This is a genomic window from Dorea longicatena (genome assembly GCF_024168045.1).
Lineage (GTDB): Bacteria > Bacillota > Clostridia > Lachnospirales > Lachnospiraceae > Dorea_A.
Genome location: NZ_CP100126.1, coordinates 2,850,111 through 2,872,351, shown reverse-complemented (window position 1 = coordinate 2,872,351; position 22,241 = coordinate 2,850,111). Strand labels below are relative to the sequence as shown.

At 35.7% G+C, this 22,241-nt stretch carries 23 protein-coding genes and 1 pseudogene; 17 read left to right on the top strand and 7 right to left on the bottom strand.

The window, feature by feature from the left end; genetic code table 11:
* Positions 1-170: 170 nt before the first annotated feature.
* From NKF87_RS13785 to NKF87_RS13760, 6 genes are all read right to left on the bottom strand, one after another.
* On the bottom strand, positions 171-1,085 hold the full coding sequence (locus NKF87_RS13785; protein WP_117592861.1) for a DUF6551 family protein: 915 nt from the start codon (positions 1,083-1,085) through the stop codon (positions 171-173).
* 2 nt (positions 1,086-1,087) lie between these two features.
* Positions 1,088-2,008: a hypothetical protein gene (locus NKF87_RS13780; protein ID WP_117592863.1), complete on the bottom strand. Its 921-nt coding sequence runs from the start codon at positions 2,006-2,008 to the stop codon at positions 1,088-1,090.
* Entirely contained in the window at positions 1,995-2,411 is a 417-nt protein-coding gene (locus NKF87_RS13775) for a hypothetical protein (RefSeq protein ID WP_117592865.1), read from the bottom strand. Before NKF87_RS13775 ends, NKF87_RS13780 begins: the two co-directional genes overlap by 14 nt.
* The gene (locus NKF87_RS13770) at positions 2,371-3,159 is read right to left on the bottom strand and encodes a hypothetical protein (RefSeq protein WP_055145192.1); all 789 of its coding nucleotides are present in this window, start codon (positions 3,157-3,159) and stop codon (positions 2,371-2,373) included. Before NKF87_RS13770 ends, NKF87_RS13775 begins: the two co-directional genes overlap by 41 nt.
* Complete coding sequence (locus NKF87_RS13765) at positions 3,156-5,009, bottom strand: recombinase family protein (RefSeq protein WP_117592867.1); 1,854 nt, start codon at positions 5,007-5,009, stop codon at positions 3,156-3,158. The genes NKF87_RS13770 and NKF87_RS13765 overlap by 4 nt, the downstream gene beginning before the upstream one ends.
* 129 nt (positions 5,010-5,138) lie before the next feature.
* Positions 5,139-5,528 carry a helix-turn-helix domain-containing protein gene (locus NKF87_RS13760; RefSeq protein ID WP_008374249.1) on the bottom strand — a complete coding sequence of 130 codons (390 nt, stop codon included), beginning with the start codon at positions 5,526-5,528 and terminating at the stop codon, positions 5,139-5,141.
* 225 nt (positions 5,529-5,753) lie between these two features.
* On the opposite strand from NKF87_RS13760, the gene NKF87_RS13755 reads away from it, so the two are divergent.
* The 7 genes from NKF87_RS13755 to NKF87_RS13725 all read left to right on the top strand — a co-directional run bounded on the left by NKF87_RS13755 (position 5,754) and on the right by NKF87_RS13725 (position 12,535).
* On the top strand, positions 5,754-5,969 hold the full coding sequence (locus tag NKF87_RS13755; RefSeq protein WP_013976761.1) for a hypothetical protein: 216 nt from the start codon (positions 5,754-5,756) through the stop codon (positions 5,967-5,969).
* Positions 5,970-6,093: 124 nt separating this feature from the next.
* Entirely contained in the window at positions 6,094-6,414 is a 321-nt protein-coding gene (locus NKF87_RS13750; RefSeq protein WP_013976760.1) for a helix-turn-helix domain-containing protein, read from the top strand.
* Between the two features lie 57 nt (positions 6,415-6,471).
* Positions 6,472-6,960 carry a chemotaxis protein CheY gene (locus NKF87_RS13745; protein ID WP_253583728.1) on the top strand — a complete coding sequence of 163 codons (489 nt, stop codon included), beginning with the start codon at positions 6,472-6,474 and terminating at the stop codon, positions 6,958-6,960.
* A 110-nt stretch (positions 6,961-7,070) separates the two neighbouring features.
* Entirely contained in the window at positions 7,071-9,869 is a 2,799-nt protein-coding gene (locus NKF87_RS13740) for a DNA methyltransferase (protein ID WP_117592868.1), read from the top strand.
* Between the two features lie 1,246 nt (positions 9,870-11,115).
* Positions 11,116-11,283 (top strand): transposon-encoded TnpW family protein, encoded by a 168-nt coding sequence (locus NKF87_RS13735; RefSeq protein ID WP_015513594.1) that lies wholly within the window; start codon positions 11,116-11,118, stop codon positions 11,281-11,283.
* Positions 11,284-11,359: 76 nt separating this feature from the next.
* Positions 11,360-11,962, top strand: a complete 603-nt coding sequence (locus tag NKF87_RS13730; protein WP_071144650.1) for a Type 1 glutamine amidotransferase-like domain-containing protein — start codon at positions 11,360-11,362, stop codon at positions 11,960-11,962.
* A 54-nt stretch (positions 11,963-12,016) separates the two neighbouring features.
* Complete coding sequence (locus NKF87_RS13725; RefSeq protein WP_117849504.1) at positions 12,017-12,535, top strand: ClbS/DfsB family four-helix bundle protein; 519 nt, start codon at positions 12,017-12,019, stop codon at positions 12,533-12,535.
* A 424-nt stretch (positions 12,536-12,959) separates the two neighbouring features.
* On the opposite strand, the gene NKF87_RS13720 is transcribed toward NKF87_RS13725, so the two are convergent.
* A complete protein-coding gene (locus NKF87_RS13720) occupies positions 12,960-13,757 on the bottom strand; it encodes a helix-turn-helix domain-containing protein (RefSeq protein ID WP_055219104.1) in 798 nt (265 codons plus the stop codon).
* Between the two features lie 240 nt (positions 13,758-13,997).
* Here NKF87_RS13720 and NKF87_RS13715 point away from each other — a divergent pair, with 240 nt between their 5' ends.
* The 10 genes and pseudogenes from NKF87_RS13715 (at position 13,998) to NKF87_RS13670 (ending at position 22,241) form a co-directional block, all read left to right on the top strand.
* Positions 13,998-15,101, top strand: coding sequence for a tyrosine-type recombinase/integrase (locus NKF87_RS13715; protein WP_117592873.1), 1,104 nt, complete (start codon positions 13,998-14,000; stop codon positions 15,099-15,101).
* A gap of 18 nt (positions 15,102-15,119) precedes the next feature.
* A complete protein-coding gene (locus tag NKF87_RS13710; RefSeq protein ID WP_121056313.1) occupies positions 15,120-16,850 on the top strand; it encodes a tyrosine-type recombinase/integrase in 1,731 nt (576 codons plus the stop codon).
* A complete protein-coding gene (locus NKF87_RS13705) occupies positions 16,837-18,345 on the top strand; it encodes a tyrosine-type recombinase/integrase (protein WP_244832845.1) in 1,509 nt (502 codons plus the stop codon). Before NKF87_RS13710 ends, NKF87_RS13705 begins: the two co-directional genes overlap by 14 nt.
* A complete protein-coding gene (locus NKF87_RS13700; RefSeq protein WP_117592877.1) occupies positions 18,329-18,736 on the top strand; it encodes a DUF6262 family protein in 408 nt (135 codons plus the stop codon). The genes NKF87_RS13705 and NKF87_RS13700 overlap by 17 nt, the downstream gene beginning before the upstream one ends.
* A gap of 20 nt (positions 18,737-18,756) precedes the next feature.
* Entirely contained in the window at positions 18,757-19,137 is a 381-nt protein-coding gene (locus NKF87_RS13695) for a TnpV protein (RefSeq protein ID WP_117592879.1), read from the top strand.
* Positions 19,138-19,304: 167 nt separating this feature from the next.
* Entirely contained in the window at positions 19,305-19,565 is a 261-nt protein-coding gene (locus NKF87_RS13690; RefSeq protein ID WP_243038314.1) for a hypothetical protein, read from the top strand.
* A gap of 139 nt (positions 19,566-19,704) precedes the next feature.
* A pseudogene (locus NKF87_RS13685) lies at positions 19,705-20,115 on the top strand (ATPase, T2SS/T4P/T4SS family); the annotation flags it as partial.
* Entirely contained in the window at positions 20,063-20,821 is a 759-nt protein-coding gene (locus NKF87_RS13680; RefSeq protein WP_227080196.1) for a type II secretion system F family protein, read from the top strand. The pseudogene NKF87_RS13685 and the gene NKF87_RS13680, both read left to right, overlap by 53 nt.
* Positions 20,758-22,026, top strand: coding sequence for a type II secretion system F family protein (locus NKF87_RS13675; protein ID WP_117598150.1), 1,269 nt, complete (start codon positions 20,758-20,760; stop codon positions 22,024-22,026). Before NKF87_RS13680 ends, NKF87_RS13675 begins: the two co-directional genes overlap by 64 nt.
* Positions 22,027-22,064: 38 nt before the next feature.
* Entirely contained in the window at positions 22,065-22,241 is a 177-nt protein-coding gene (locus NKF87_RS13670) for a Flp1 family type IVb pilin (protein ID WP_138375783.1), read from the top strand.

The window sequence follows — 22,241 nt, the reverse complement described above, 5'->3', positions numbered from 1 at the left end:
AAAGAGTATCCGGTAAAAGCAAATATTTGGAATGGATATTCATATATAAGGTGGCGGATGGAGCGGATGATGAATTTGGAATAAGATAAAATAGTGCTTGCATGAAAGGGAGTCTTAGAGTAGGGTATTCTTTTGAAAGTATGAATAGAACGAAGGCTGAAGGCTCTGCGCTATTCGTTTGGCAGAGCCTGAGTATTGTCCTGATCCGTAGAAAATAAATCTAACTGACCTTCTGGAGTGGAACTTTGACCGGATTCATCTTCAGTTGATTGTTCTCTTTTTTTGGGTGTTTTATGAGTGTATAATTTCTCAAAAGGAAGTGAATACTTGGATTTTTTATTGTATTCTAGTAAAAGAGCTTCTGCAAACCCTAATGAACCGGCACGACGTTCTCTGGCAGTACGACTGATTTCTCTGACAGAGACACGTCCTACTTTTTCTTTAAATGTGTCATCTTTCATTGTTTCTCCATAAGCATTATCCAGACGGGCAATAGCATTAAGCATATTGGAGCTAAAGGACATAGGCGCGCCTTCCCATGTGGCAACGCAAAGGCGTAAAACACGATCAAGAGTGTGAAAACCATATTTTTCATAGATATTAATTAAAGTGGATACAGCACATATACCTCCGGGGCGAGAGGAAGAAGTAATAGAGAGATCATATGATTCAACAAGGTCACGAATAATAAGTTCTCTATCATTACCAGCTTCAATATTAGCCATGAATATTTCATAAGGTAGTAACGATTTGACATATTTCATCTGATTTGCAAAAATATCTGCTTCTTGAGTGTAAACAAGATCATCATAAACCATGCACCAGACAGGAGTTTCTCTTGATCCAGAGACGAGAGCGACAATTTCTATAGTGTGTTGTCCGTTGAACACATAATTTATCCCATCACGTCTACTTACTTTTACAGGGTTTATCTGATAAAGGTCAAAATTAGCTGCAGCACGCTGAACGTGTTTGATAGAAAGATTACGTTGGTAATCTTGATTTGAACATAAATTTTTAATAGGTATTTGCTCAAAATGCACTTGGGGAACAAACTTTTGTAAATCTTCGGTATTTCCATCCATAATTATATTTCCTCCAATTTTTTCAAAATATTATTTGTGGTTGATATTAGGCACATAAGCTGATATTTAAGCTTATATTTTGCTGTATCAGATGCAATTTTAAAATCTGAAACTTTTAATACTCTTTCGATAGAACTGTTCCATGAGGGAATCGTCAACGTAAGACTTGCAATTTCCGCATCTGGATCAAATTGTGGCAGATTGCGTATAGATGGAATAGAAACGGAAGATTCTTTCTTTAATATCGGTTTGGCGTAATTATTCCACAGTAATTCCCTTTTCATATCATGATAACTGAGATGTTCTATCTTTTCGGCAAGAAGGTAGTTATTTAGACTTAAAAGCTGCTCTTTTGATAATCCTGAAAGTTCAATAATATTAGCTTGGGAAATCCAAAGCTGACCAGAACGAACTCGTTTGACAAGATCCGGAACTTTTTCATCAATTATATCTAGTGCACTACTGTAAGCAGAATATTTGTAAACAGTAGCCATTGCTACATTACATTCTTCGGATATTTTTTTTGCTGCGATGCTTGCACCGGAAATATGAGATTTATTCGTAGATGAAAGTTGTCTTGAAACTAAAATTTTTTCAGCATCATATTTTTTCCCAATCAGGTATTTTTTATTGATATTGGTTAAATCCTCTCGTTTAAGTTGGTCAGTACATATCCATGAAATTACATCTTCTTTACTGGAAAAATGGAGTCTTTTTATTCGGAAAGGAATACTGTGTTTACGAAATAATTCATATGCTTCTATACCATTAATGACAATACCATTCCATGTGCAGATGGGGGTGTGATAGGAATGACATAATATCTGTTGCTCAAGTTGTTTATAATCTTTTTCACTGAGATATTGATACAAATTGGTGAATTCTAGTTTTGTTTTTAATGTATATATACTATAATTGCGCATACTCATCTCCCATTATTTCTGATTTGAATTCTGTTTGTGGCAGTTTTGCGATGATGTTATCCATGGAAAATAGAGCTATTTTCTTATCTGGGTAAATATTGCCTTCTAAACGAAAAATGTTAAATTTCTCCCAAGAAAGGTTAAGCTGGGAAAGTGAATATAATAATTCTCGGCTGTACAATTCATAACTGTTACCATTGATGACAAAATAATCCTTAACTTTATGTGCCAATTTATCCTCTGCACAACTAGCCTTTATACCTATCATTTTTTGATCAGGATTAACAAGAAGTTGAATATATTCTGGGTTACCAATTTGACGGAGTGTATTGCGGTGGATTCGTATACGATTCTTTTTAAAGTCAATACATATTAGTGGATGGGAAGAGTGTTTGTTGTTCATAGGATTTTTCCTCACTTTCTGCTGTTGATGGTTCTTTTGCTTTTTCTATGGATTTATCAGTTGCCTTCTTCTTTTCTTGTATGTCAAATACTGCGTAGCCTTCAAATATATTGACTTGCATTGATTTCTGATGTTCTTCCACTGGAATACCGAATTGATTCTTCCATTCTTCAGGATAAGAAGGTGTCCTAGCAGTGGTTACAGTTCCATTGTCTTTTAGTGTACGAGGAAATATTTCAGGTGAAGTTAAATCGAAAATGAACAGTATTTCATTGCCAGAACGAATTAATTTGCCGAGAATCTTGTACCGATAATTAGGATTCCAATCCATGAGAGATATCACTTTAGCAAAGAAAATTCGACAGGTGATTTGTTTTGGCGAACGCTTTTTTCCAGAGGAACACCAACGAAAAGAGTCTTTTTCTTCTTCTCGACAGGGACGGACAGCCAGTTTTTTTTCAATGGGATTGACTAATATTTGCACATATTCGACATCAGGTAGCTTTTTTATGCAGGCGGTATTTACAGATACCTTGTAGTTATTAAACGTAAACGAAGGTTCGTAAATATGAGCGAAGAATTCGCCACGTACAACTTGATAACCGTCATAGCTGAAAGAATCATCGTCAATGACTTCCATTTGATTTGAGGGGCTGGGTGCGACTGTTATTGGCATAGGTGTGTTGATTTTCATCATATCAGAAGGTTCTGTAGTCATATTCCATTGATTTATAGGTTGCTCGCTCATTGGGTGTCTCCTTTAATTTCTGTAATAATATTCTTTATATTTTGTATAATGGTTTCTTTGGGAGTGGTTTGTAGCTCGGGTTCTTTATAAGGTTTACTTTCTGAAGCAGTTTGCCAGTTTTTGTCCACTGTAAATTCTGTTAATTCTGGCGCTTGAGACTGAGTATAGTAATTATTACCGAAGCTATTCATCCAGTCGGCAGGATAAGCTAACACACTCTTAGAATCAGATATTGTATCAGGCGTGTTGTTATTGGGGGCGGATACGTCGTTGGTACTTGTCGGGATTCGTATTTCTGTATCGTCCATGTTGAAAATAAGGACATTTTCATTGTCTTTTTGGTGGGCAACTCCTAATATTCTATATTTGCATTTTTTGTCCCACTTAAATATCTCGTATAATGTTGGCAAAAATGCAGCACCGGAAATTGGTTTTGGAATAAGTTGACCATCTTTGAGACGTGACCACTGCACTTTATTTTTTGTTTCAGAGGAACATGGTCGAATAGCAAGTAGTTTTGAGCTCGGGTGTATTAGCATTTCGACAAATTTTATGTTTGGAAATTTCCGTATAGCATCTTTGTTAAAAGAGATCTGTTTATATGAAAAAGAAACAGAAATCCGACCAACCGAGGAGAAAAATTGTCCTCTAGCAACTTCATAGTCTCTTAAATCGAAGGAACCGGCGGAAGCAGTAATTGTATCAGGTGCATTCATATTTGTCGGTTTAAGGACGCTTTGAGATGCTTCAAAGTAGTCTCTGGATTTAAATCCAGACCATCTTGGATTAATGCTTATAAATCCACTTAGAGAGCCTTCTTGTATCACATGTAATTCTGGTAAAATCTCTTTATTTCCATATTTCGCATTTGTAATTAATTTTTGAACAGCTATGAAATCATCTCGGGAGATAATAGCTTCATGATGTCCGACTTTTCTGTATTGATTACGGTCTTGATTGTTTTTCCTTGATTTATGGTCAAGATAATTCGGAGTCCATGTTTTTCTCGCCAGAACATCCCCACAATGGCGTTCATTTTGAAGGATTTGTAGTATGGTACTGGATGACCAGACATCATTATTCTTTTTTGTTTTACAACCGAGTTCTGTCAAAGAATCAGCAATTTGTTGAGTACTGCTTCCATTAAGATACATATAAAAAATAAGCTGCACAATTTTAGCTTCATGTGGATTGATTACAAGATCTCCATTTTCGTCTTGGTCATATCCGAGCAGAGGAGGTGTAAGGAATATTCCCCGACGAAAACGCATTTCAATGGAAGAATTCATAATTTCACTTTTGGTATGACTTTCTTCCTGCGCAAGTGTTGACATGAATGACAGAATCATTTCGCTTTTGGGATCAAGAGTATTTAAATGCTCTGTTTCAAAAAATACACCGACGGGTGGACGGAGTGAAGAAAGCTCTCGTACATATCGGATACAGTCAACAACGTTTCTTGCAAATCGGGATACACTTTTTGTTATGATTAAATCAATTTTTCCGCCTTCACAATCTTCAATCATTTTTTTGAATGCATCTCTATGTTGAAGCGAAGTGCCGGAAATGCCTTCGTCGGCATATATTTCTACAAGCATCCAATTCGGATTTTTATTTACTACATCCTGATAATGATTTTTCTGTAATTCATATGAGGATGTTTGGCGTGGATCATCCGTAGATACCCTTGCATATACAGCTACTCGTAGTTTTTTTTCTGTTTTAAAAATATCCTCTGGTGGAAGTGCCGGAATTACTTCCAGTTCTTCTGGATCAATACCTTTGTATCTTTGCCGGATTCTGGCTTTCTGTTCATCAATATTACTGCTTCGTTCTTCACTTTCTTTCATCAATAGCGACATCCTTTATAGTTGATATAACTATCATAGAATTTTTGGATTGAAAAAGACATAAACCATCGGTTAAGTGATTAACGGATGGTTTATGTAGAAATAGATATTTGATTGTTATTGAATGATTTAATAATCATTCGGGTTATCAGCATCGTAATTGTGTTTTGAGGATAGATGCCAATCATTGATTCGTAAAATGTTTTTTATGGCTGAAAGAACCTCGAATATGTAACGTTTTTCAGTGCTGGTACAATCTGCCATTAATAAATCAATGTCAGTTTGATATTCCGTAGGATTGTATAACAAGTTCCCATAGAGTAATTCATCAATAGTAATTTCAAGTGCGTTGCTAATTTTGATTAAAGATTCTAAACTGGGTTTACGCTTGGCATTTTCAATATAGCTTATATAAACAGTAGAAAGATCAGCAATTTCAGCCAGCTCCTCGGCAGATAATCCTCGTTGTTTGCGGGTTTCTCTTATACGTTTGCCTATAAGTGCATAATTTATTTCCATGTCCTCACCTCCTTTCCATCACAACTTGACTTTTTTGTGTTGTAGATAGAAAAAATGGTGAGCTATACAACAGCAATTGGTTGTATAAAGAGAAGTATATCATATGTATATAGCAAAAAGAAGATTGTCGATTGATGGGAGAAAAAGGCGATAAGTTGTAATTGAACAACAGCGAAAAAAGGGTTATCATTTATGTATTAAAAATTATGTCTGGGAGGAAAATACATGGCAGATAAAGAGGAAATCAAAACACTGGAGGAATTAGAGGAAAAAGGAAGAGTACTGCGGGAGTACAAAGAAAAATTCCGGCAGATGTGCCAAGAGAATAAAATGATAAAGGGTTCGACAGTGCTGAAACTATATGATAAAATTGAAGAAATACAAAGAGAATATGAGCATTTAGATAATAAGCTGACATTAATGGAATACAACTTTATATAGTTCTATTTTTTTTGTTTTAATACTACTGTTTCCCTTAGTAAATACTTGTAAGATACATCTCTAATATTTTTGCGGATTTCTAGTTACAATTAAGGTAACTACTATCGGAAAGAGGTGTATTTACTTGCGTACAGAGGATTATATTGCGGACAATATTATAGCTTTATGTAAAAAACGTGATATGAGTAAATATCGGCTGTCACAATTGACTGGTATATCTCAATCTTCGATTGGAAAAATTATTGCTAAAGAAAGTTTACCAACTATGCCTACTGTAGAAAAGATATGTGATGCACTGGGAGTAACAATGGCACAATTCTTTGCCGGAATGGATGTTCCAGTAAGCTTATCAGAATCACAACAAGAGGTTCTGAATATTTGGAATAATCTTGATGAAAAAGAACAGAATGTAGTGATACAAATGCTCCGGGGACTTCAAAAATAAAGGAAACAGTTGTAACGAAAATGTTGACTGTTTCTTTTTTTATGGAGTTGGGAGATTATGGTGATTGAAAAGAAATATTATGATATTGCACAGCATGAATTGGAAGAAATGCAAAGAGAAATTAATGAAGAAAAAGCGCAAATGTCAGAAGAAGAGATACTAGAGGATAAAAAATGGCATGATGAACAATTGGAAACAATTATTAAAAAGGCAGAAGCTCATATGCGTCGTTTTAAGAAAGTTCCAGATCTTCAAAAAGTAGTGAAATTCACTTTTTTACAAAAAGATGCATTGGAAATTGCACGAAATATGCAGATGAATATAAAAACTGAGCGTAAAGAAGATGATTTATGGGGGACGATAGAAATGTCATTTAATAATATGTGGTTTTTAGATTCGGCTCCTAGTGAATGGAAAGATATATGGAATAACTTGCTGAAAGAAGCTCAGAGAGTGTATATAGAAGCAAAAGATAACATGATCATGTATCAATATTATTATGATTTGGCGGTAGAAGTTCCTTGTGTGCAGACACAATACAAATAATGATATATGAATGCTGTTCTGTAATAATTTTATGATATACTGTGGATATGATATGTAAAAATAGTCGGAGAAAGATTTGTGAATGCACGATTATTTAGGAGGAAAAAAGCATGACAGATGCAGAACAAAGAGAGGCTGCCCGTCAATTTGTAAACCGATGGATGGGAAAAGGGAAAGAAGATGAAGATGGACGTTCTTATTGGATTGATTTATTGACGAATGTTTTGGGAATGGATAATGTGACAGAACGTTTGAACTTTGAAAAGAAAGTTGTAATTGATGGAAATACAAAACGTATTGATGTGTATATTCCTGAAACACGAGTAATTATTGAACAGAAGAGTCTTGGAAAAGCATTGGATCAGAAAATCAGGAATTCAGGAGATGTTGATCTTACTCCATTTGAACAGGCAGACAGATATAATGGAAAGCTGACTTTTGATGAAAGAGCTCGGTGGATTGTTACGTCAAATTTTGCTGAAATTTGGATTTATGATATGAACCAGAAACAGCCAGAACCGACAAAGATTGCTTTAGATGAATTACAAAGCAAATATCCATTGTTGGACTTCTTGGTGAAAAAGGAAGTAAAGACAATATCGCATGAAATGGAAGTATCAATAAAAGCAGGAGGTATTGTTGGGCTTATTTATGATGCGTTTTTAAAACAATATCGTATACCAGATATTAAGGAAAAGGATGAAACACTTGAGCAGAGAGAAAAAAGAGAGCATAAACTAAAGAGCCTGAATGCTTTATGTGTGCGAATTGTTTTTTGCTTGTATGCAGAAGATGCTGGTATTTTTGGAAAGAGAAATATGTTCCATGATTATTTGGAAACATATGAAGTAAAGGATTGCCGGAGAGCTATAATAGAATTATTTAAGATATTGGATACACCTGTATCAGAGCGAGACGAGTATTTAGAGGAAGAACTTGCTCAGTTCCCGTATGTAAATGGTGGGTTATTTGCTGATGAAACTATTGAGATACCACCTTTTACAGAGAAAATTAAAGAATTACTTCTTACAAAAGCGTCAGAAGATTTTGACTGGAGTGATATTTCTCCAACTATATTTGGAGCGGTATTTGAATCTACATTAAATCCTGAGACCAGACGTTCAGGAGGAATGCATTATACATCTATTGAAAATATTCATAAAGTTATTAGTCCTCTTTTTTTGGAAGATTTGCAGAAGGAATTTGATAGTATTAGAGCAATTCAAGTGAAGCGTACCAGAGATAAAAAATTGGAAGAATTCCAAAATAAATTGGCATCACTTACATTTTTTGATCCTGCGTGTGGTTCCGGAAATTTCCTTACAGAAACATACCTGTCGCTTCGTCGTTTGGAGAATGAGGTGATAAAGGAAAAAGTTGGCGGACAAATGACATTGGTAGAGGTAAATAATCCAATTAGAGTTTCTATTCAGCAATTTTATGGAATAGAGATTAACGATTTTGCAGTTACAGTTGCGAAAACGGCTTTATGGATTGCAGAATCTCAAATGTTGGAAGAAACGAAAAATATTGTGTATGGATTTAATGACGATTTTCTTCCTTTAAAGACATATGTAAATATTACAGAAGGAAATGCATTAAGAATTGATTGGAATGATGTAATTCCTGCAGAAAAATTATCGTTTATAATGGGGAATCCGCCATTTGTAGGAGCACGTTGGATGGCGTCGGAGCAGAAGGAAGATGTTGAGAAGATATTTGAAGGATGGAAGAGTATAGGAAATCTTGATTATGTTAGTTGCTGGTATAAAAAAGCGGCTGACTATATGGGAAATTATAATATCAGAGCAGCATTGGTATCAACTAATTCAATTACACAGGGAGAAAGTGTTTCGATTCTCTGGAAACCGCTTTTTGAATCAGGTGTACACATTGATTTTGCATACAGAACATTTATATGGGATAGTGAAGCGTCAATAAAAGCGCATGTTCATTGTGTAATTGTTGGCTTTAGCAGAGCTGTAAATAATAAGCAGAAAATAATTTATTCAGGTGAGAACGCAATTCCGGCGAATAATATTAATGGATATTTGCTTGATGCAGAAAATATATTCATTGAAAAAAGAATGAAACCATTGTGTAATGTTCCTGAAATAGCATTAGGTGGGCAAGCAATTGATGGTGGATTTTTAATATTGACGGAAGAGGAAAAGGAAGAGTTTTTGGAAAAAGAACCACAGGCTTCTCCGTTTTTTAGACATTATATGATGGGAAAAGATTTTATTGATCGAAAGCCGAGATATTGTATTTGGCTTGTTGGAGCTGATCCTGGATTATTAAAAAAATGTCCGATGATATTAGAACGAGTGAATAAAGTACGTGAATTTAGACTTAGTAGTACAAGAGCGAACACAAAAAAAGCGGCTGAGAATCCAACTTTATTTGCATCAATACTTGAACATAAAAATCAATATATTGCGATTCCCAAAGTTTCTTCTCAGAATCGTAGATATATTCCAATGGATTATTTAGATGGTGAAATTATTCCGGGAGACAAATTATTCACTATGCCCAATGCATCATTTTATGAATTTGGTGTATTGATGTCGAATGTTCACATGGCATGGATGCGAGCAGTGTGTGGAAGATTAAAAAGTGATTATAGTTATTCAAACACAATAGTGTATAACAATTTTCCGTGGCCTGTAGTAACGGAGAAGAATCGGGAACAAATTGAAAAATCGGCACAGGAAATTTTGAAAGCAAGAACATTATATCCTAGTAGTAATCTTGCGGCTTTATATGATCCTTTAACAATGCCAGCCGAGTTACGACGAGCACATACTGCAAATGATAAAGCTGTTATGGCTGCGTATGGCTTTAGTACAAAAATGACGGAAGCAGATTGTGTGGGAGAGTTGATGAAATTATACCAGAAAATGCAATGATAAAAGTTTATAGAGCTGTTTTTTGCTCAAAGTAAAATATTTGAAAACATAGAATATTCCAAATCCATAAAAGATGAATGAAAACCAATATGGGAATTTTACATGTGTTACAAAATTTGTAAAATTTTCATATTGGTTTTTTTGTAATCTGTAAAAATTATAAATTTGGATATCGAGTAAGGTTTCGGATTTTTGATTTTTATGTATTTTTCAATTTTGGATATGGCTCCGAAATTGGTAATTTTGCGGAAGTGTATCCACACTTCCTGTCCTTGCTATTTTATAATCACATGGTGATTTCACAGGGATATAGGGCTGTTTAGCCTATTTTTTCTCCCTGTGCTGTGACCGAAGAAATTCGAGGAACCAATTATATATTTATGCTGAATGTGAGGAACTAGGGAGCACAATCCTTAGCAAGATTCCAACATCCGGAAAATGCCATAATGCTAAAATAGCGATATGGTATTACCGGGGTGGATCTTGCTCTAATGTGTACAGTAATCTCGGCATAAATAGAAAGAATGGGTTTGGGGAATCCCCAGCAAGATATAAACCTGATGAAAGAATATTTGCCGGAAAGACAATATTGTTAAACACAGGTGGATCTTGCTCTGGGGTAAGAAAGAAGTATCTTTATATTATCAAAATGATATTTGGAGTTTATGTTGTTGGAAAGTCGTAAGCAGGAAGATAACTTCAAGTTGTTGGTGCAAATATAATGAATAGAAGTGTCCAGTACATTTTTTGTGATGGGTATTTTGGTGGAATCCATTTTTATTTATTTTGAATAATAAAATTTTGAATCTGCAGCCGATTCTGCCTGCCGGACAATGTTTTTAGATATCTGTAAACGTCATGGACTGGAACTTGATGAAGAACCATCGTATGATGGAAGAAAGTATTTGGAAACACGATAGAAGCAAACGCTGTACTTATCGTCTTGTCTGGCAGGGAAGATTATTAGGCATTAACCAGAGAGATATCGGCAGAGAAAACAGAAGTGATAGACAATGATATTTGTTAGATATGCTTCTTGTCGTTGGCTGTATCATATTAAAACGCTTTTTACGTTAAAAAAGTGCTGTGATCACAAGGCTTTTTGCAAGCAAAAATGAAAAGGCTATATATAGGTAGCCTGTGAAACTGGAAGTGCCCATTTTGGGCCTGATTTAAAGAATAATGTTCTGACAGAGACCAATGGAATGACTCTCTGCTGGGGCTCCAAAAGAAAGGAAAAATGATTATGGAAAAAATGATGAATACAAAAACAGAGGGTAACACATTTACAAAGAAAATCGGGCAGACAGTCTATGTTGTCCGTTATCATTTCAATGAAAATGCAAAGGAAACAATGCAGGAGAAGATTAACCGGATGCTGGTTACAGAAGCAAGTCGACAGGCAGTATATTAAAATTAGGTGGATGTAATTGAAGAAAAAATATGATATCATGTGAGTAACCAATCGGTATTTATAAAGGAGAATATTGATGAAACTATTTTTATGTTCGCACTTTTCAAGTGTAGGAAGTCTGATAAAAGAAGAAATTGAAAATAAGAAAGTCGCATTTATTCCAACAGCTTCGTTGCGTGAAGGCTACACCGGTTATGTCGGCTCGGCTCGAAAATTATTCAAAAAGTTGGGAGCAATCGTAACTGAAATTGATATTTCAACGGAGGCTTATTCAACGATACAGTCTGTTTTTGAAGATGCAGATGTGATATATTTTACCGGCGGAAATTCTTTCTTTCTTATGGACCAACTCCGTAAAACAAGAACTGATGGGTTGCTGAAAAAGGAACTGGTAAATGGAAAATTGATGATCGGCGAGTCGGCAGGCGCAATTATATGCGCTCCAAGCATCCAATATATCGAGCAAATGGATGAAAAGCCGGAGGACTACTCACAAGAAGATGATGCAGGGCTTGATTTGATTGATTTCTATGTTCTTCCGCATTATCTTACAGCACCATTTAAGAAAGTTACCGAGAAAATAATGACTGAGTTTTCGGATTTGAATCTATGCCCTATTAACAACCATCAGGGAATTGTAATTGATGGTGAAGGTTCAAGGGTTATTTGCAAAGACTAATTTGAAAAATCCTTTTTTTGAAACTGGAAAATCGGAAGCTGAGGAGATAGACTATTGAGAACATATGAGAATAAAGACGAGCTTAAAAACGAGATAAATAAAAGCTTTGCAAAGTATATTTCAGAATTTAATGATATTCCGGAGCATTTAAAAGATAAGAGAATTGATGAGGTCGATCGAACTCCGGCAGAAAATCTTGCTTATCAGGTTGGCTGGACAACTCTTGTTATTAAATGGGAATCAGACGAAAGAAAGGGTATTCCTGTCAATACTCCTTCGGATAATTTTAAGTGGAATCAGCTTGGCGAATTATATCAATGGTTTACAGATACATATGCTCAGCTGTCACTGCAAGAATTGAAAGACAGATTGAATGAGAATATCAACTCTATTTATGCAATGATTGATTCTCTGAGTGATGAAGAATTATTTAAACCACATATGAGAAAATGGGCTGACGAAGCAACTAAAACAGCTGTCTGGGAAGTATACAAATTCATACATGTTAATACAGTTGCTCCGTTCGGAACCTTTAGAACCAAGATTAGAAAATGGAAAAAGATTGCACTATAACTTCCAGTTTGTAGAATTCAAAAATTTAATATGAAATGTGAGATAGAGCGTATGGAAATAATCTATACGTTCTATTTTTTTGCCTTTTTTGAAAAAGTGATTAAAAAACTATTGACATTTTGTTACTGGTAGAAGCAGATGGTTATAAAAAGCTTTTGGTATCTATGAGTGCAAAAACAGATAGCTGCGAAAATTTATTATGAGCTAATAGCAAAATTTGATATTTTGTGATATTGAGGGTATGGGGAATCGTAATCTCCATTAAGTTCGTCAGAGAATCATAATCCAGAAATGGGATTTTGAGTTACTCTAGGCGATACTTGCTTTAGAAAATGATTTGCCATAATGAGTTAGAATATGGGAGGAGGAAGCGTTAAAAAAAGAGAGAGCCATAAGCAACTCTCTCTGTGATAAAATCAAAAAGTTATAGTATCAGTGATTCGGTAAGATTACAAAAATCCTTAACAGGAATATTTTCTTTAAGTGGTAAAGCTGTCTCTAAAAAGGTTTCGTCTGCAAATCTTTCGAGTTCAGAATCAAAATATATAATTGAAGCATTTGTATTTAATTGGTATGGTGGAATTGTAACAAAATAATCATAATCTTCGTAAGAAGGAGTGGCGCAAGAAACTTTGATTTTTCCGCCCAATTTCAATTTTGCAAATTCTCCATAAATGGCAGTTAAGGCTTTTTTTCTTTCTTCATCAGAAGTAATTCTATCTACATATCTAATATACCAATAATCTATATTTCCCTCTTTTAATTCAATTAAATAATCGTATGATCTGGGTGTTCCGGATTTTATTGTCCATTCAACTTTATGCAGACTTGTCATCATGGAAAGTCCACGCATTAAGGTAGAAAAAAATTTTTCATGCACCTGAACAGTAGAGAGATCCAGAGAAAATCCATTGTCTGCAATTATCTTTTTCCGTTCCCGTATTTTCTTAGAAGAATATCCCGTTGCATCATATAATTCTTGGATAAGTTCTGGATCATCAATGGCTTTTGCAATTTTATCAATAGTGCTTTTATATGGTCTTCCAGATCGGGCACCGTTGAGCATTCGTGAAATGGTTGCATTATTTAAGCCTGTTTGTTCAGATAATTCTTTTTGTGTTTTTTTCTGTAAAATGATTTGAAGTATATTGATGAATCTTTCCTGATCGTAAACGCTGTCAGGATTTATTAGTGTGCCTGAATTTGATATAAATTCGTTCATTCAAATCTCCTCTTGACTTCTTTGACTTTGTATAAATTGACTTCTTGTATTTTATCTTATCAATTATATCCCTAAAAATCAATTTAAAACATAAAGAAATCAAAAAATGCTTTATTGATATTCCTTTAAAAGTCAAAGAAGTCAAAAACGTAATTGACATTTTGACATCTTTGTGTATAATGTAAATCAAGAAGTCAAAGAAGTCAAACAAATCGAAAAGAAAGGAAGGAGGGCTGTGGATTGAAATATAGGGTTGTTTCGGTTTTGAAAGATAATAGACCACGTTTTTTGATTATTTCTGATATTGAAGAAATTGAAATCCTTCCATCAAAGTATTTGAAGCATTTGGATCAGATTAATGCTTCTCCGAATACTGTAAAATCCGCAGCCTTCGCACTTTCATATTATTACAATTATCTGCAGGAGCAAACGATAGGATTGGATGAGATTACATTGCTATCCTATTCAGAGCAGAATAAACATTTTATTGATTTCTTGTATTGGGTTAAGAGTGGAAAGCATACTGAGCATAATACACAAACGAGCAATAAGACCTGCAATATGTATCTTGGTGCAGTTTTCAGATACTACCACTTTTTGGCACTGGAAGATGTTTTGCCAATGCTTAAAGTCTTACGAGTAAAAAAAGTATCGTATTTTGACAGTATGGGAGTAAATCATCAAAATGCAGTGAATTCGTTTAAAGGTTTCTTCAAAGAAGAAGAACCTAATCTGGAAGAAATAACATCCGAAGAAATACAGGAGCTGATAAATGCCTGTACGAATGATAGAGATCGATTGCTGATAGCAATGATGGCAGAAACCGGTCTTAGATTAGGGGAAATTCTGGGAATCCATTATACCGAAGATATTGATTTTGAAAGAAGGACGGTTCGGGTAAGGTATCGTGAATCCAATACTAACTTGGCAAGAGCAAAAAATGCAGAATATAGAATGGCTTTGTTAAGTAATACAACTTTTGAGTTCTTGGTTAAGTACATTTCTGATAATCGAAAAAGTCTGATGAACTCGGAGTATCTATTTACAAAATTGACTGGAAAAAACAAAGGAGAGCCATTAGATGCGGATTCTGTGTATAGCATGTTGAAAAGACTATCCAAAAAAACGGATATCAATTCCCATCCGCATCAGCTCCGACACTATTTTGCGGAGGAAAGAAGAAAAGAAGGATGGGATTTGAATGACATTCGTTTTGCCCTGGGGCATAAGAAAGTTGAAACTACCATTAAATACTTGGGTGAAAATAATGAACGATTGATAGAAGCAACAGATCAATACTACTCAAATAATGAAGATTTATACCAAATTGCAGATTTTCTGTAAAAGGAAGGAGGGATTACCTTGGCAGTATTAAAAATTGTTCCGAAGTTATATCAGGAAAAAATATCTGAGAAATTAAAGGAAGAAATATCTTTAGTTACGAATGGAGAAGCAAAATACTATAACCGGTTATATAAATTTTTTCAGTATACAGATATACAGTGTACTGCAGATATTAACTATGAAACGAGAAAAATGTATATGGAGTCTCTTGAAAAAGAGGATATTTCAGAAAAATATAAAGTGGAATTAATGAGCTTATTTGATCGTTTAAAAATAGAAAATATGCCGGATGTCTATTCACAAGGAAATCCTTTCTCTGTAGAACAGGAGTTTTTTAAGCAAGACAAATTGTTTTTGCTGTATGTCCCCAATAAGAAGAAAGCACAATCTTTCCGTCAGGTGGTCGATAAGAATGATTTGTTATGGGACTTAACGAGGATACATTCATCACAGTTGGTGCGACAGACAAAAATATTGCTGTGTGAAATTCTGAATATGGATAAGGTACAAAGACATCGAAGATATTTTTTAGAACCATTAAAAGCACTTGTACGGTTTTGCGATAAGTACGGAATAGATGATATTGAAGAAATGGAACAGGCAGATGAAAACAGATTTTATCTGTATTTAAACAAGGAGTCAGAAATTATAAAAAAACAGGCTTCTAAGATTGTTGAGTTTGCGAGAAGAACGTTATTTCTAACAGATTCAGAGATAAATTGGCAAGCATGTATCTGGTATATGGATAGGTTTCAGTTTGATAAATCAAGAATCAATGCCAGTTCACCTGTTAAAAGCCTTTCATTTATTAATATTTACGAAAAAGAAAATCGTTGGTATTTACAATTATACGCAAAATATTTAGTTGGGATATCTGATCTGTCTTTATCAAATATCCGAAATACAATAAGTTTTATTTCACAATTTTTAAAATATCTGGATGGACAGAGTAAGAAAGTAACTGAACTGGAGATACAAGATATAGCGGATTATGTATCTATTTTGGATGTGTCCGATATTAAATATTCCACGTTTAACCGATATATAACTCATATACATACATTTCTACAGTTTTTGAAAATGAAAAATATTGAAGTGTTGAAGTTTTATCCGGAACGATTTTTAAAAAAAGGTTTTCCAGAACACAACGAAAGAAGTGTTCCAGAAAAAACAATTGCTCATCTGATTAAGGAGTTGCCGGCATTCCCAGAGCATTTACAGTTGATGTATTTGATTTTGTTTTGCACAGGAATTAGGAAAAGCGAGGTTTGTACAATAAAATCGGGAGCCTTTTATTCACAAGGCAATGAGAATTGGATGCGCATATATCAAAGCAAAATGCGGAGGGAAAAAGTCATTCCTGTTCCGAGTTTATTGGTTGGACTGGTGAACGATTATGAAAAAAAGTACGGAATAAAAAATGGGGAGTATTTATTCAAAAATAAAAAAGGTGGTGCATTTAATGGACAGACATTTTCAAATCAGATGATTCGGGAGTGTAAGGCTCGTGGGATTGCCTGTGGAGATTATATCTTTAGAGCACACGATTACAGACATAACCTTGCAACTTCAATGTACGGAAATGGAGTTTCTATACAAGGGGTACGAGATTATCTGGGACATTCAAGTGAGAATATGACAAAACAGTACATTGATTTCATGCCGGAACGTATTGTATCGGCTGAAGATAAATATTTTTCAAGAAATCAGTCATTTAAATTGAAAGGAGTAGAAGATGATGAAAGGTAATATTAATTTGATTTCTTATGACTGTTATCAACAAGCTACAGAAAAACAGTTGGCTGGGCTGAAATGGAAGGAAAACAGGGTGTACTACATATCAGAGATTCGTAATGAAAAGATACAGGATGAGATTTATGGGTATATCGATGATAGATGTAGACGTTTATCATTATCAACAGCCGTAAATGATATTTACAGATTTGATCTGTTGAAAGAATTTCTGAATGAGAAGTGTACAAGCTGTAGCAGCATTACTGATAAAAAATGGGAAGAACTGGAGAGAAGCTATAAAGCATTTTTATATAAAAAAGGATTGGCGCTGTACGTTAGAAGAAATAGACCGGATAGGCGGAATGTTGAGCAACAAAATAGCGCTCAGGTTTCTTTTCTGAAAATGTATTATGAGTATGTTGTGAAGTGTAAAACAGCAGATATTCCAGAAAATGAAAAAGATGTATGGGATATGAGAAAGCTGGATATTGTGCCAAGGAGTAATCCGATTCGTGGAAGATATAGATTAGATTTTCGTGAGATTAGGCAGAGAGAATTTAAAGAGATAATAAAGAGAATATTGTATAGCCACTGCCAGACAAAAGCAATGGGTAGTATAAAAGGCGAATTGTGTGGATTCCGTCGGTTTGCTAGATTTATGTATGATCGGTTTCCAGAAGTAAAGCATTTTACAGAAATTCGCAGGGATATGATAGAAGATTATCTGGTTTATATAAAAACGGATACCGGTCTTACATCAGTCAGTTACACAACAGAACTGTCGGTTTTGGATAATCTGCTGGATGAAATTGGGCGGGAACTGGAAATAGATAATTTATGCAATCTTTTTCTGTCCAGTGATTGCAGAGCATATGACAACGCTTTGCCAGAAGCGTATTCAGATGCAGAAATCAGGAGATTTAATAGTGCATTAACAAAATTAAAGCCCCAGTTAGGAAGATGTCTAATAATACATCAGATGCTCGGTACAAGAATAGAGGATACGTTGACTTTGCGAAGGGATTGCTTATCTGAGAAATCTGGGCATTATTTTATAACTATTCTCCAGCATAAAACAAGGAAATACAAAAGACCAGTCAGCGATCAGCTGGCAGAAGTGATTAGAAAAGCAATAGAAGTTTCAGAAAAGGACCATCCAGATTCAGAATATATTTTTCTGCAAGATAATGGGAAATTATATACAGATTCAATGCTGAAATATCATGTAAATATCATGATTTATGAAAATGATATCAGGGATGATAATGGAAATTATTTTGAGTTTCGTACACATCGTTTTAGACACACTTTTGGAGTAAAACTTACAGAAATGAAATTAGATGATGATAGCATTGCAAGGCTGTTGGGGCATAAGGATACACGAACCATACCACATTATCGGCGGTTAAGAAACGAAGCATTAGCGGAGGATACAAAGGCTGTACGAGATGAAATGAATGAATTATTAGCACAATACAGGAGGGAAAAGGAAAATGCAGAAACACGATAAAATGGTAGCACTGGCAAAAGAAAAAAGTGCGGAAATGACGGAAACAGCAATAACAGCTATTGAAACAATGTATAGAAAAAATATAAAAATTTCAGTTGCTGAACTTACAAAATTAACAGGACTTTCCAGAGGTTTTTTCTATAATAATCCGAATGTGAAACAGGTCATGATGGAATTGAAGGAAAAACAACAGGGAATGATATTGCGAAATCCTAAAAGCGATGCCATTGCAAAAGCACAGGAAGCACGGATTAAGAGTTTAGAACAGAAATTATCCGATAGTGTTCCGAAAAACGAATATGAGAATCTACAGAAAAAATATGAAGAATTACAAGTGAAATATAGTCAAATGAAAAAGGGAACACTGTTGAAGATGTACGACCAATTATAGGAAGAAAAGGAGAATATTTTATGCAGAACGAAATTTACGATGAGAAAAATGGACTTACTTATATGTTATGTGGTGATTATTATTTGCCGGAATTGGCACTTAAAGATATTGAACCAACATATGGGAAATATGGGATGCTTCGTAAAAGCTATTTACAGGAACACAGAAGGGCAAAATATCAAATATTGTTGTTACAAGGAAAACTTGTTGAGCATTTGAATCAGATTGATGCAGAAGCAAGGGATAGGGAAGAACAATTAGTAAAACAGATGATGGAGAAACAAGGAATTACAGAGAAATTAAAAAGACAGGACAACATGGAATGGACTAGGAGGATGAATACCATTTGTCATGATGCAGAAGAGATGATTTTGACGGAAATGATATACACGAAAGGATAATGAACTGTATTGGATAGCAAGAATTTTGCAGCCCGGATAGCAAAAAAGTGGAAGTCCGGATAGCAAAAAAATGGAAGTCCGGATGGCAGGATTCTTGCTGTCCGGAAAGATAAAAAAGTGAGGGATTAAAAATGTTGGTTAAGTACATAATAAAAGTGTTTTTGTGTTTGATTCTTGTAGTAATGACATTGATTTGCTGGTTATTAAAAATTCCTATGATGTTGGGAAATATTTTTCTTTACTTTTTATCAATTATATTTATTCTGACAGGTGTTTTGAGCTATGGATTTGCATTGGAATCTGCAAGAGAATGTGGTCGAATGATAATAATTGGGATGGCATTTGGTGCAATACCAGACTTTGTCCCATTTTTGGGAAAAAGTTTAGAGACATTGGTTGACAAACTGTTGAGTATGACAAATGAATGAGAAAGTCGATATGAAAGAGGGCTGTGAAAGGTTCTCTTTTCTTTTTGCAACTGTGAAATGGCAAGATAATAACGTTATATACATTGTGTATTAGGTACAGATATTGTATTTCTGCATGATGGGAACATAGGGAGTCCATATAAAGGCACTTAATACGGGGCATGACGGAAGTCTCAGCACCGGCCATGCAAACAGTCCGAAGGACATGCTAAGCCGTCTGGAAACGATGGTACTGATGGGAATGGATCTTCCCCTTCCTGCAATTCAGAGACAGATCGCCTCCGGTCTGGATATCATTGTACATCTCGGCCGTCTAAGAGATAAGACCAGAAAAGTCCTGGAAGTAACAGAAGTTCTGGGATACTGGGAGGAAGAAATCCACCTGCAGACGCTGTATTGCTTTGAAGAAGCATATAAGGAGGCGGTGAATGTAACAGAAGATGAAGAAAAAAGAGAAATCAGGATGGAAAGAAAAGTCAGCGGAGACTGGAAAAAAATTGCAGAACTTTGTCACCGCGAGAAGCTTATGGCAGCAGGATATCACATTTAAAGAACGTGGGGCAGCCGGGGGAAAGGCTGCCACACTCATTGGGATTACGGCATGGCTCTATTACCGGAAGATATGGGCTGTGCCGGCACTGATCCCGCTGGGGATATGGCTGTACAGAGAATTTCTGAAAGAAGAGAAAAAGAAAAAGGAACAGGAATTCCAGAAGCAGTTCCGCGAGATGATACAGTCTCTGTCGGCAGCACTGAACACGGGCTATTCGGTAGAAAATGCATTCTATGAAACGCAGAAAGAATTAAAAATTCTTTATCCTCCGGAGGCCCGGATTTCTAAGGAACTATTGGTTATTACGAGAAAATTGCGGATACATATTCCGGTTGAACAGGTGTTGGAGGAATTTGCAGAACAGGTTCTGTCGGAGGATGTAAAGAGTTTTGTAACCGTATTCGTAACGGCAAAGAAAAGCGGTGGGGACATGATCGGTATTATCCGTAATACAGCGAATCAGATCGGAGACAAGATAGAAGTGAAAAGAGAGATCGATACCATGCTCGCTGCAAAGAAATATGAATTTCAGATCATGTCGGTAGTGCCGTATGGAATTATCGGTTATATGTCACTTAGTTTTCCGGAATTCATGAATGAATTATATGGGAATATGGCAGGAATCGGGGTGATGACATTATGTCTTGGAATCTACGCAGGCGCTTATTATCTGGGAATAAGGATATTGAGAATCGACGTATAGTGCGGGTGACTTGTGTACTGTTCATATCCGGAATATTACTGACCGGAGCAGATGCCGTTCGTTCTGTAAAGCAGCTACAACCGGCCATTGAGAGGAATGATTACGGAAAAGGGTCAAAGACGGAAGTCTTAGATGTAAAAGTCGGGGATACAAAGAAAAAAATAAGAACGGATATAGAAGTATCGGAACGCCGGTATACGACAGAAGAGATACAGGAACTGTTCGGAAGGATCATCCGGAGGATGGACAGGCTGATACTAAATGAAAACCAGACGCCGGATCATGTGGAGACAGACCTGAACCTGATCACAGAGATTCCGGGAGAACCGGTGACGGTCTCCTGGGAACTGGACAGGTATGATGTAATGAATGTTAAGGGCGAGATACAGGAGAAGAATATTGCAGAAAAGGGAACGCTTGTAAAACTGAATGCGGTACTTACTTATACGGAAAATGAAAAAGAACAGGCAGCTTATCAGTGCGTGGTCTGTGTATATCCTAAGAAGTTAAGCGGAGAGGAAAAGATAAAGAAAACAGTAACGGAAAATATGAAAAAGGCAGATGAAAAGCAGCGGGAACAGGAAACGATGATTCTGCCGGAACGTCTGGGGAAAAATGAAATTCGTTATTATCATCCGTTTCATAACCGGGGAATGATTATGCTCACAATGAGCATAATGATCGGAATATTGCTCTGCGCATTACAGAAACAGAATGAAAAAAAGGCACTGGAAGACAGAAAAAAACAGATGCTTAAGGACTATCCGGATATTATCAACAAACTGACATTGTATCTAGGAGCAGGCATGACGGTAAAGCGTGCCTGGAGAAAGGTAACCGAGGGCTATGCGAGAGAAAAAGAAGAAGGGAAAAAGAGGTACGCATATGAAGAAATGATACAGACCTGTCATGAGATGGACAGTGGTGTGACAGAATCGGAGAGCTATGAGAATTTCGGCAGACGGTGTGACGTTCAGGTTTATATAAGACTGGGGGCTTTGTTGTCACAGAATCTGCGGAAAGGAACAAAAGGATTGACAGAACTGTTAAAACTGGAATCCATACAGGCATTTGAAGAGCGGAAAGCACAGGCAAAAAGGCTTGGGGAAGAAGCCGGGACAAAGCTGCTGCTTCCAATGTTTCTTATGCTGGCGGTGGTACTGGTCATTGTGATAGTACCGGCATTTCTGACATTGCAGATATAGATGAAAAATAAAAGAAAAAGAAGAAAGGGGAATACAGTATGTGGAGAATTCGATATGCATTACAGGTATTAAGAGACGACCGGGGGATCGGGGTGGTAGAAGTGATCTTGATCCTGGTCGTACTGATCGGACTTGTGATCATCTTCAAATCACAGCTTACCAGTCTGGTGCAGACAATATTCGAAAAGATTACCAGCGAAAGTTCCGGAATTTAA

Bases quoted from the DNA above. Each gene is read 5' to 3' on its own strand.
- NKF87_RS13785 (WP_117592861.1), bottom strand. From the start codon at position 1,085: ATGGATGGAAATACCGAAGATTTACAAAAGTTTGTTCCCCAAGTGCAT.
- NKF87_RS13780 (WP_117592863.1), bottom strand. From the start codon at position 2,008: ATGCGCAATTATAGTATATATACATTAAAAACAAAACTAGAATTCACC.
- NKF87_RS13775 (WP_117592865.1), bottom strand. From the start codon at position 2,411: ATGAACAACAAACACTCTTCCCATCCACTAATATGTATTGACTTTAAA.
- NKF87_RS13770 (WP_055145192.1), bottom strand. From the start codon at position 3,159: ATGAGCGAGCAACCTATAAATCAATGGAATATGACTACAGAACCTTCT.
- NKF87_RS13765 (WP_117592867.1), bottom strand. From the start codon at position 5,009: ATGAAAGAAAGTGAAGAACGAAGCAGTAATATTGATGAACAGAAAGCC.
- NKF87_RS13760 (WP_008374249.1), bottom strand. From the start codon at position 5,528: ATGGAAATAAATTATGCACTTATAGGCAAACGTATAAGAGAAACCCGC.
- NKF87_RS13755 (WP_013976761.1), top strand. From the start codon at position 5,754: ATGGCAGATAAAGAGGAAATCAAAACACTGGAGGAATTAGAGGAAAAA.
- NKF87_RS13745 (WP_253583728.1), top strand. From the start codon at position 6,472: ATGGTGATTGAAAAGAAATATTATGATATTGCACAGCATGAATTGGAA.
- NKF87_RS13740 (WP_117592868.1), top strand. From the start codon at position 7,071: ATGACAGATGCAGAACAAAGAGAGGCTGCCCGTCAATTTGTAAACCGA.
- NKF87_RS13735 (WP_015513594.1), top strand. From the start codon at position 11,116: ATGGAAAAAATGATGAATACAAAAACAGAGGGTAACACATTTACAAAG.
- NKF87_RS13730 (WP_071144650.1), top strand. From the start codon at position 11,360: ATGAAACTATTTTTATGTTCGCACTTTTCAAGTGTAGGAAGTCTGATA.
- NKF87_RS13720 (WP_055219104.1), bottom strand. From the start codon at position 13,757: ATGAACGAATTTATATCAAATTCAGGCACACTAATAAATCCTGACAGC.
- NKF87_RS13705 (WP_244832845.1), top strand. From the start codon at position 16,837: ATGATGAAAGGTAATATTAATTTGATTTCTTATGACTGTTATCAACAA.
- NKF87_RS13700 (WP_117592877.1), top strand. From the start codon at position 18,329: ATGCAGAAACACGATAAAATGGTAGCACTGGCAAAAGAAAAAAGTGCG.
- NKF87_RS13695 (WP_117592879.1), top strand. From the start codon at position 18,757: ATGCAGAACGAAATTTACGATGAGAAAAATGGACTTACTTATATGTTA.
- NKF87_RS13675 (WP_117598150.1), top strand. From the start codon at position 20,758: ATGTCTTGGAATCTACGCAGGCGCTTATTATCTGGGAATAAGGATATT.
- NKF87_RS13670 (WP_138375783.1), top strand. From the start codon at position 22,065: ATGTGGAGAATTCGATATGCATTACAGGTATTAAGAGACGACCGGGGG.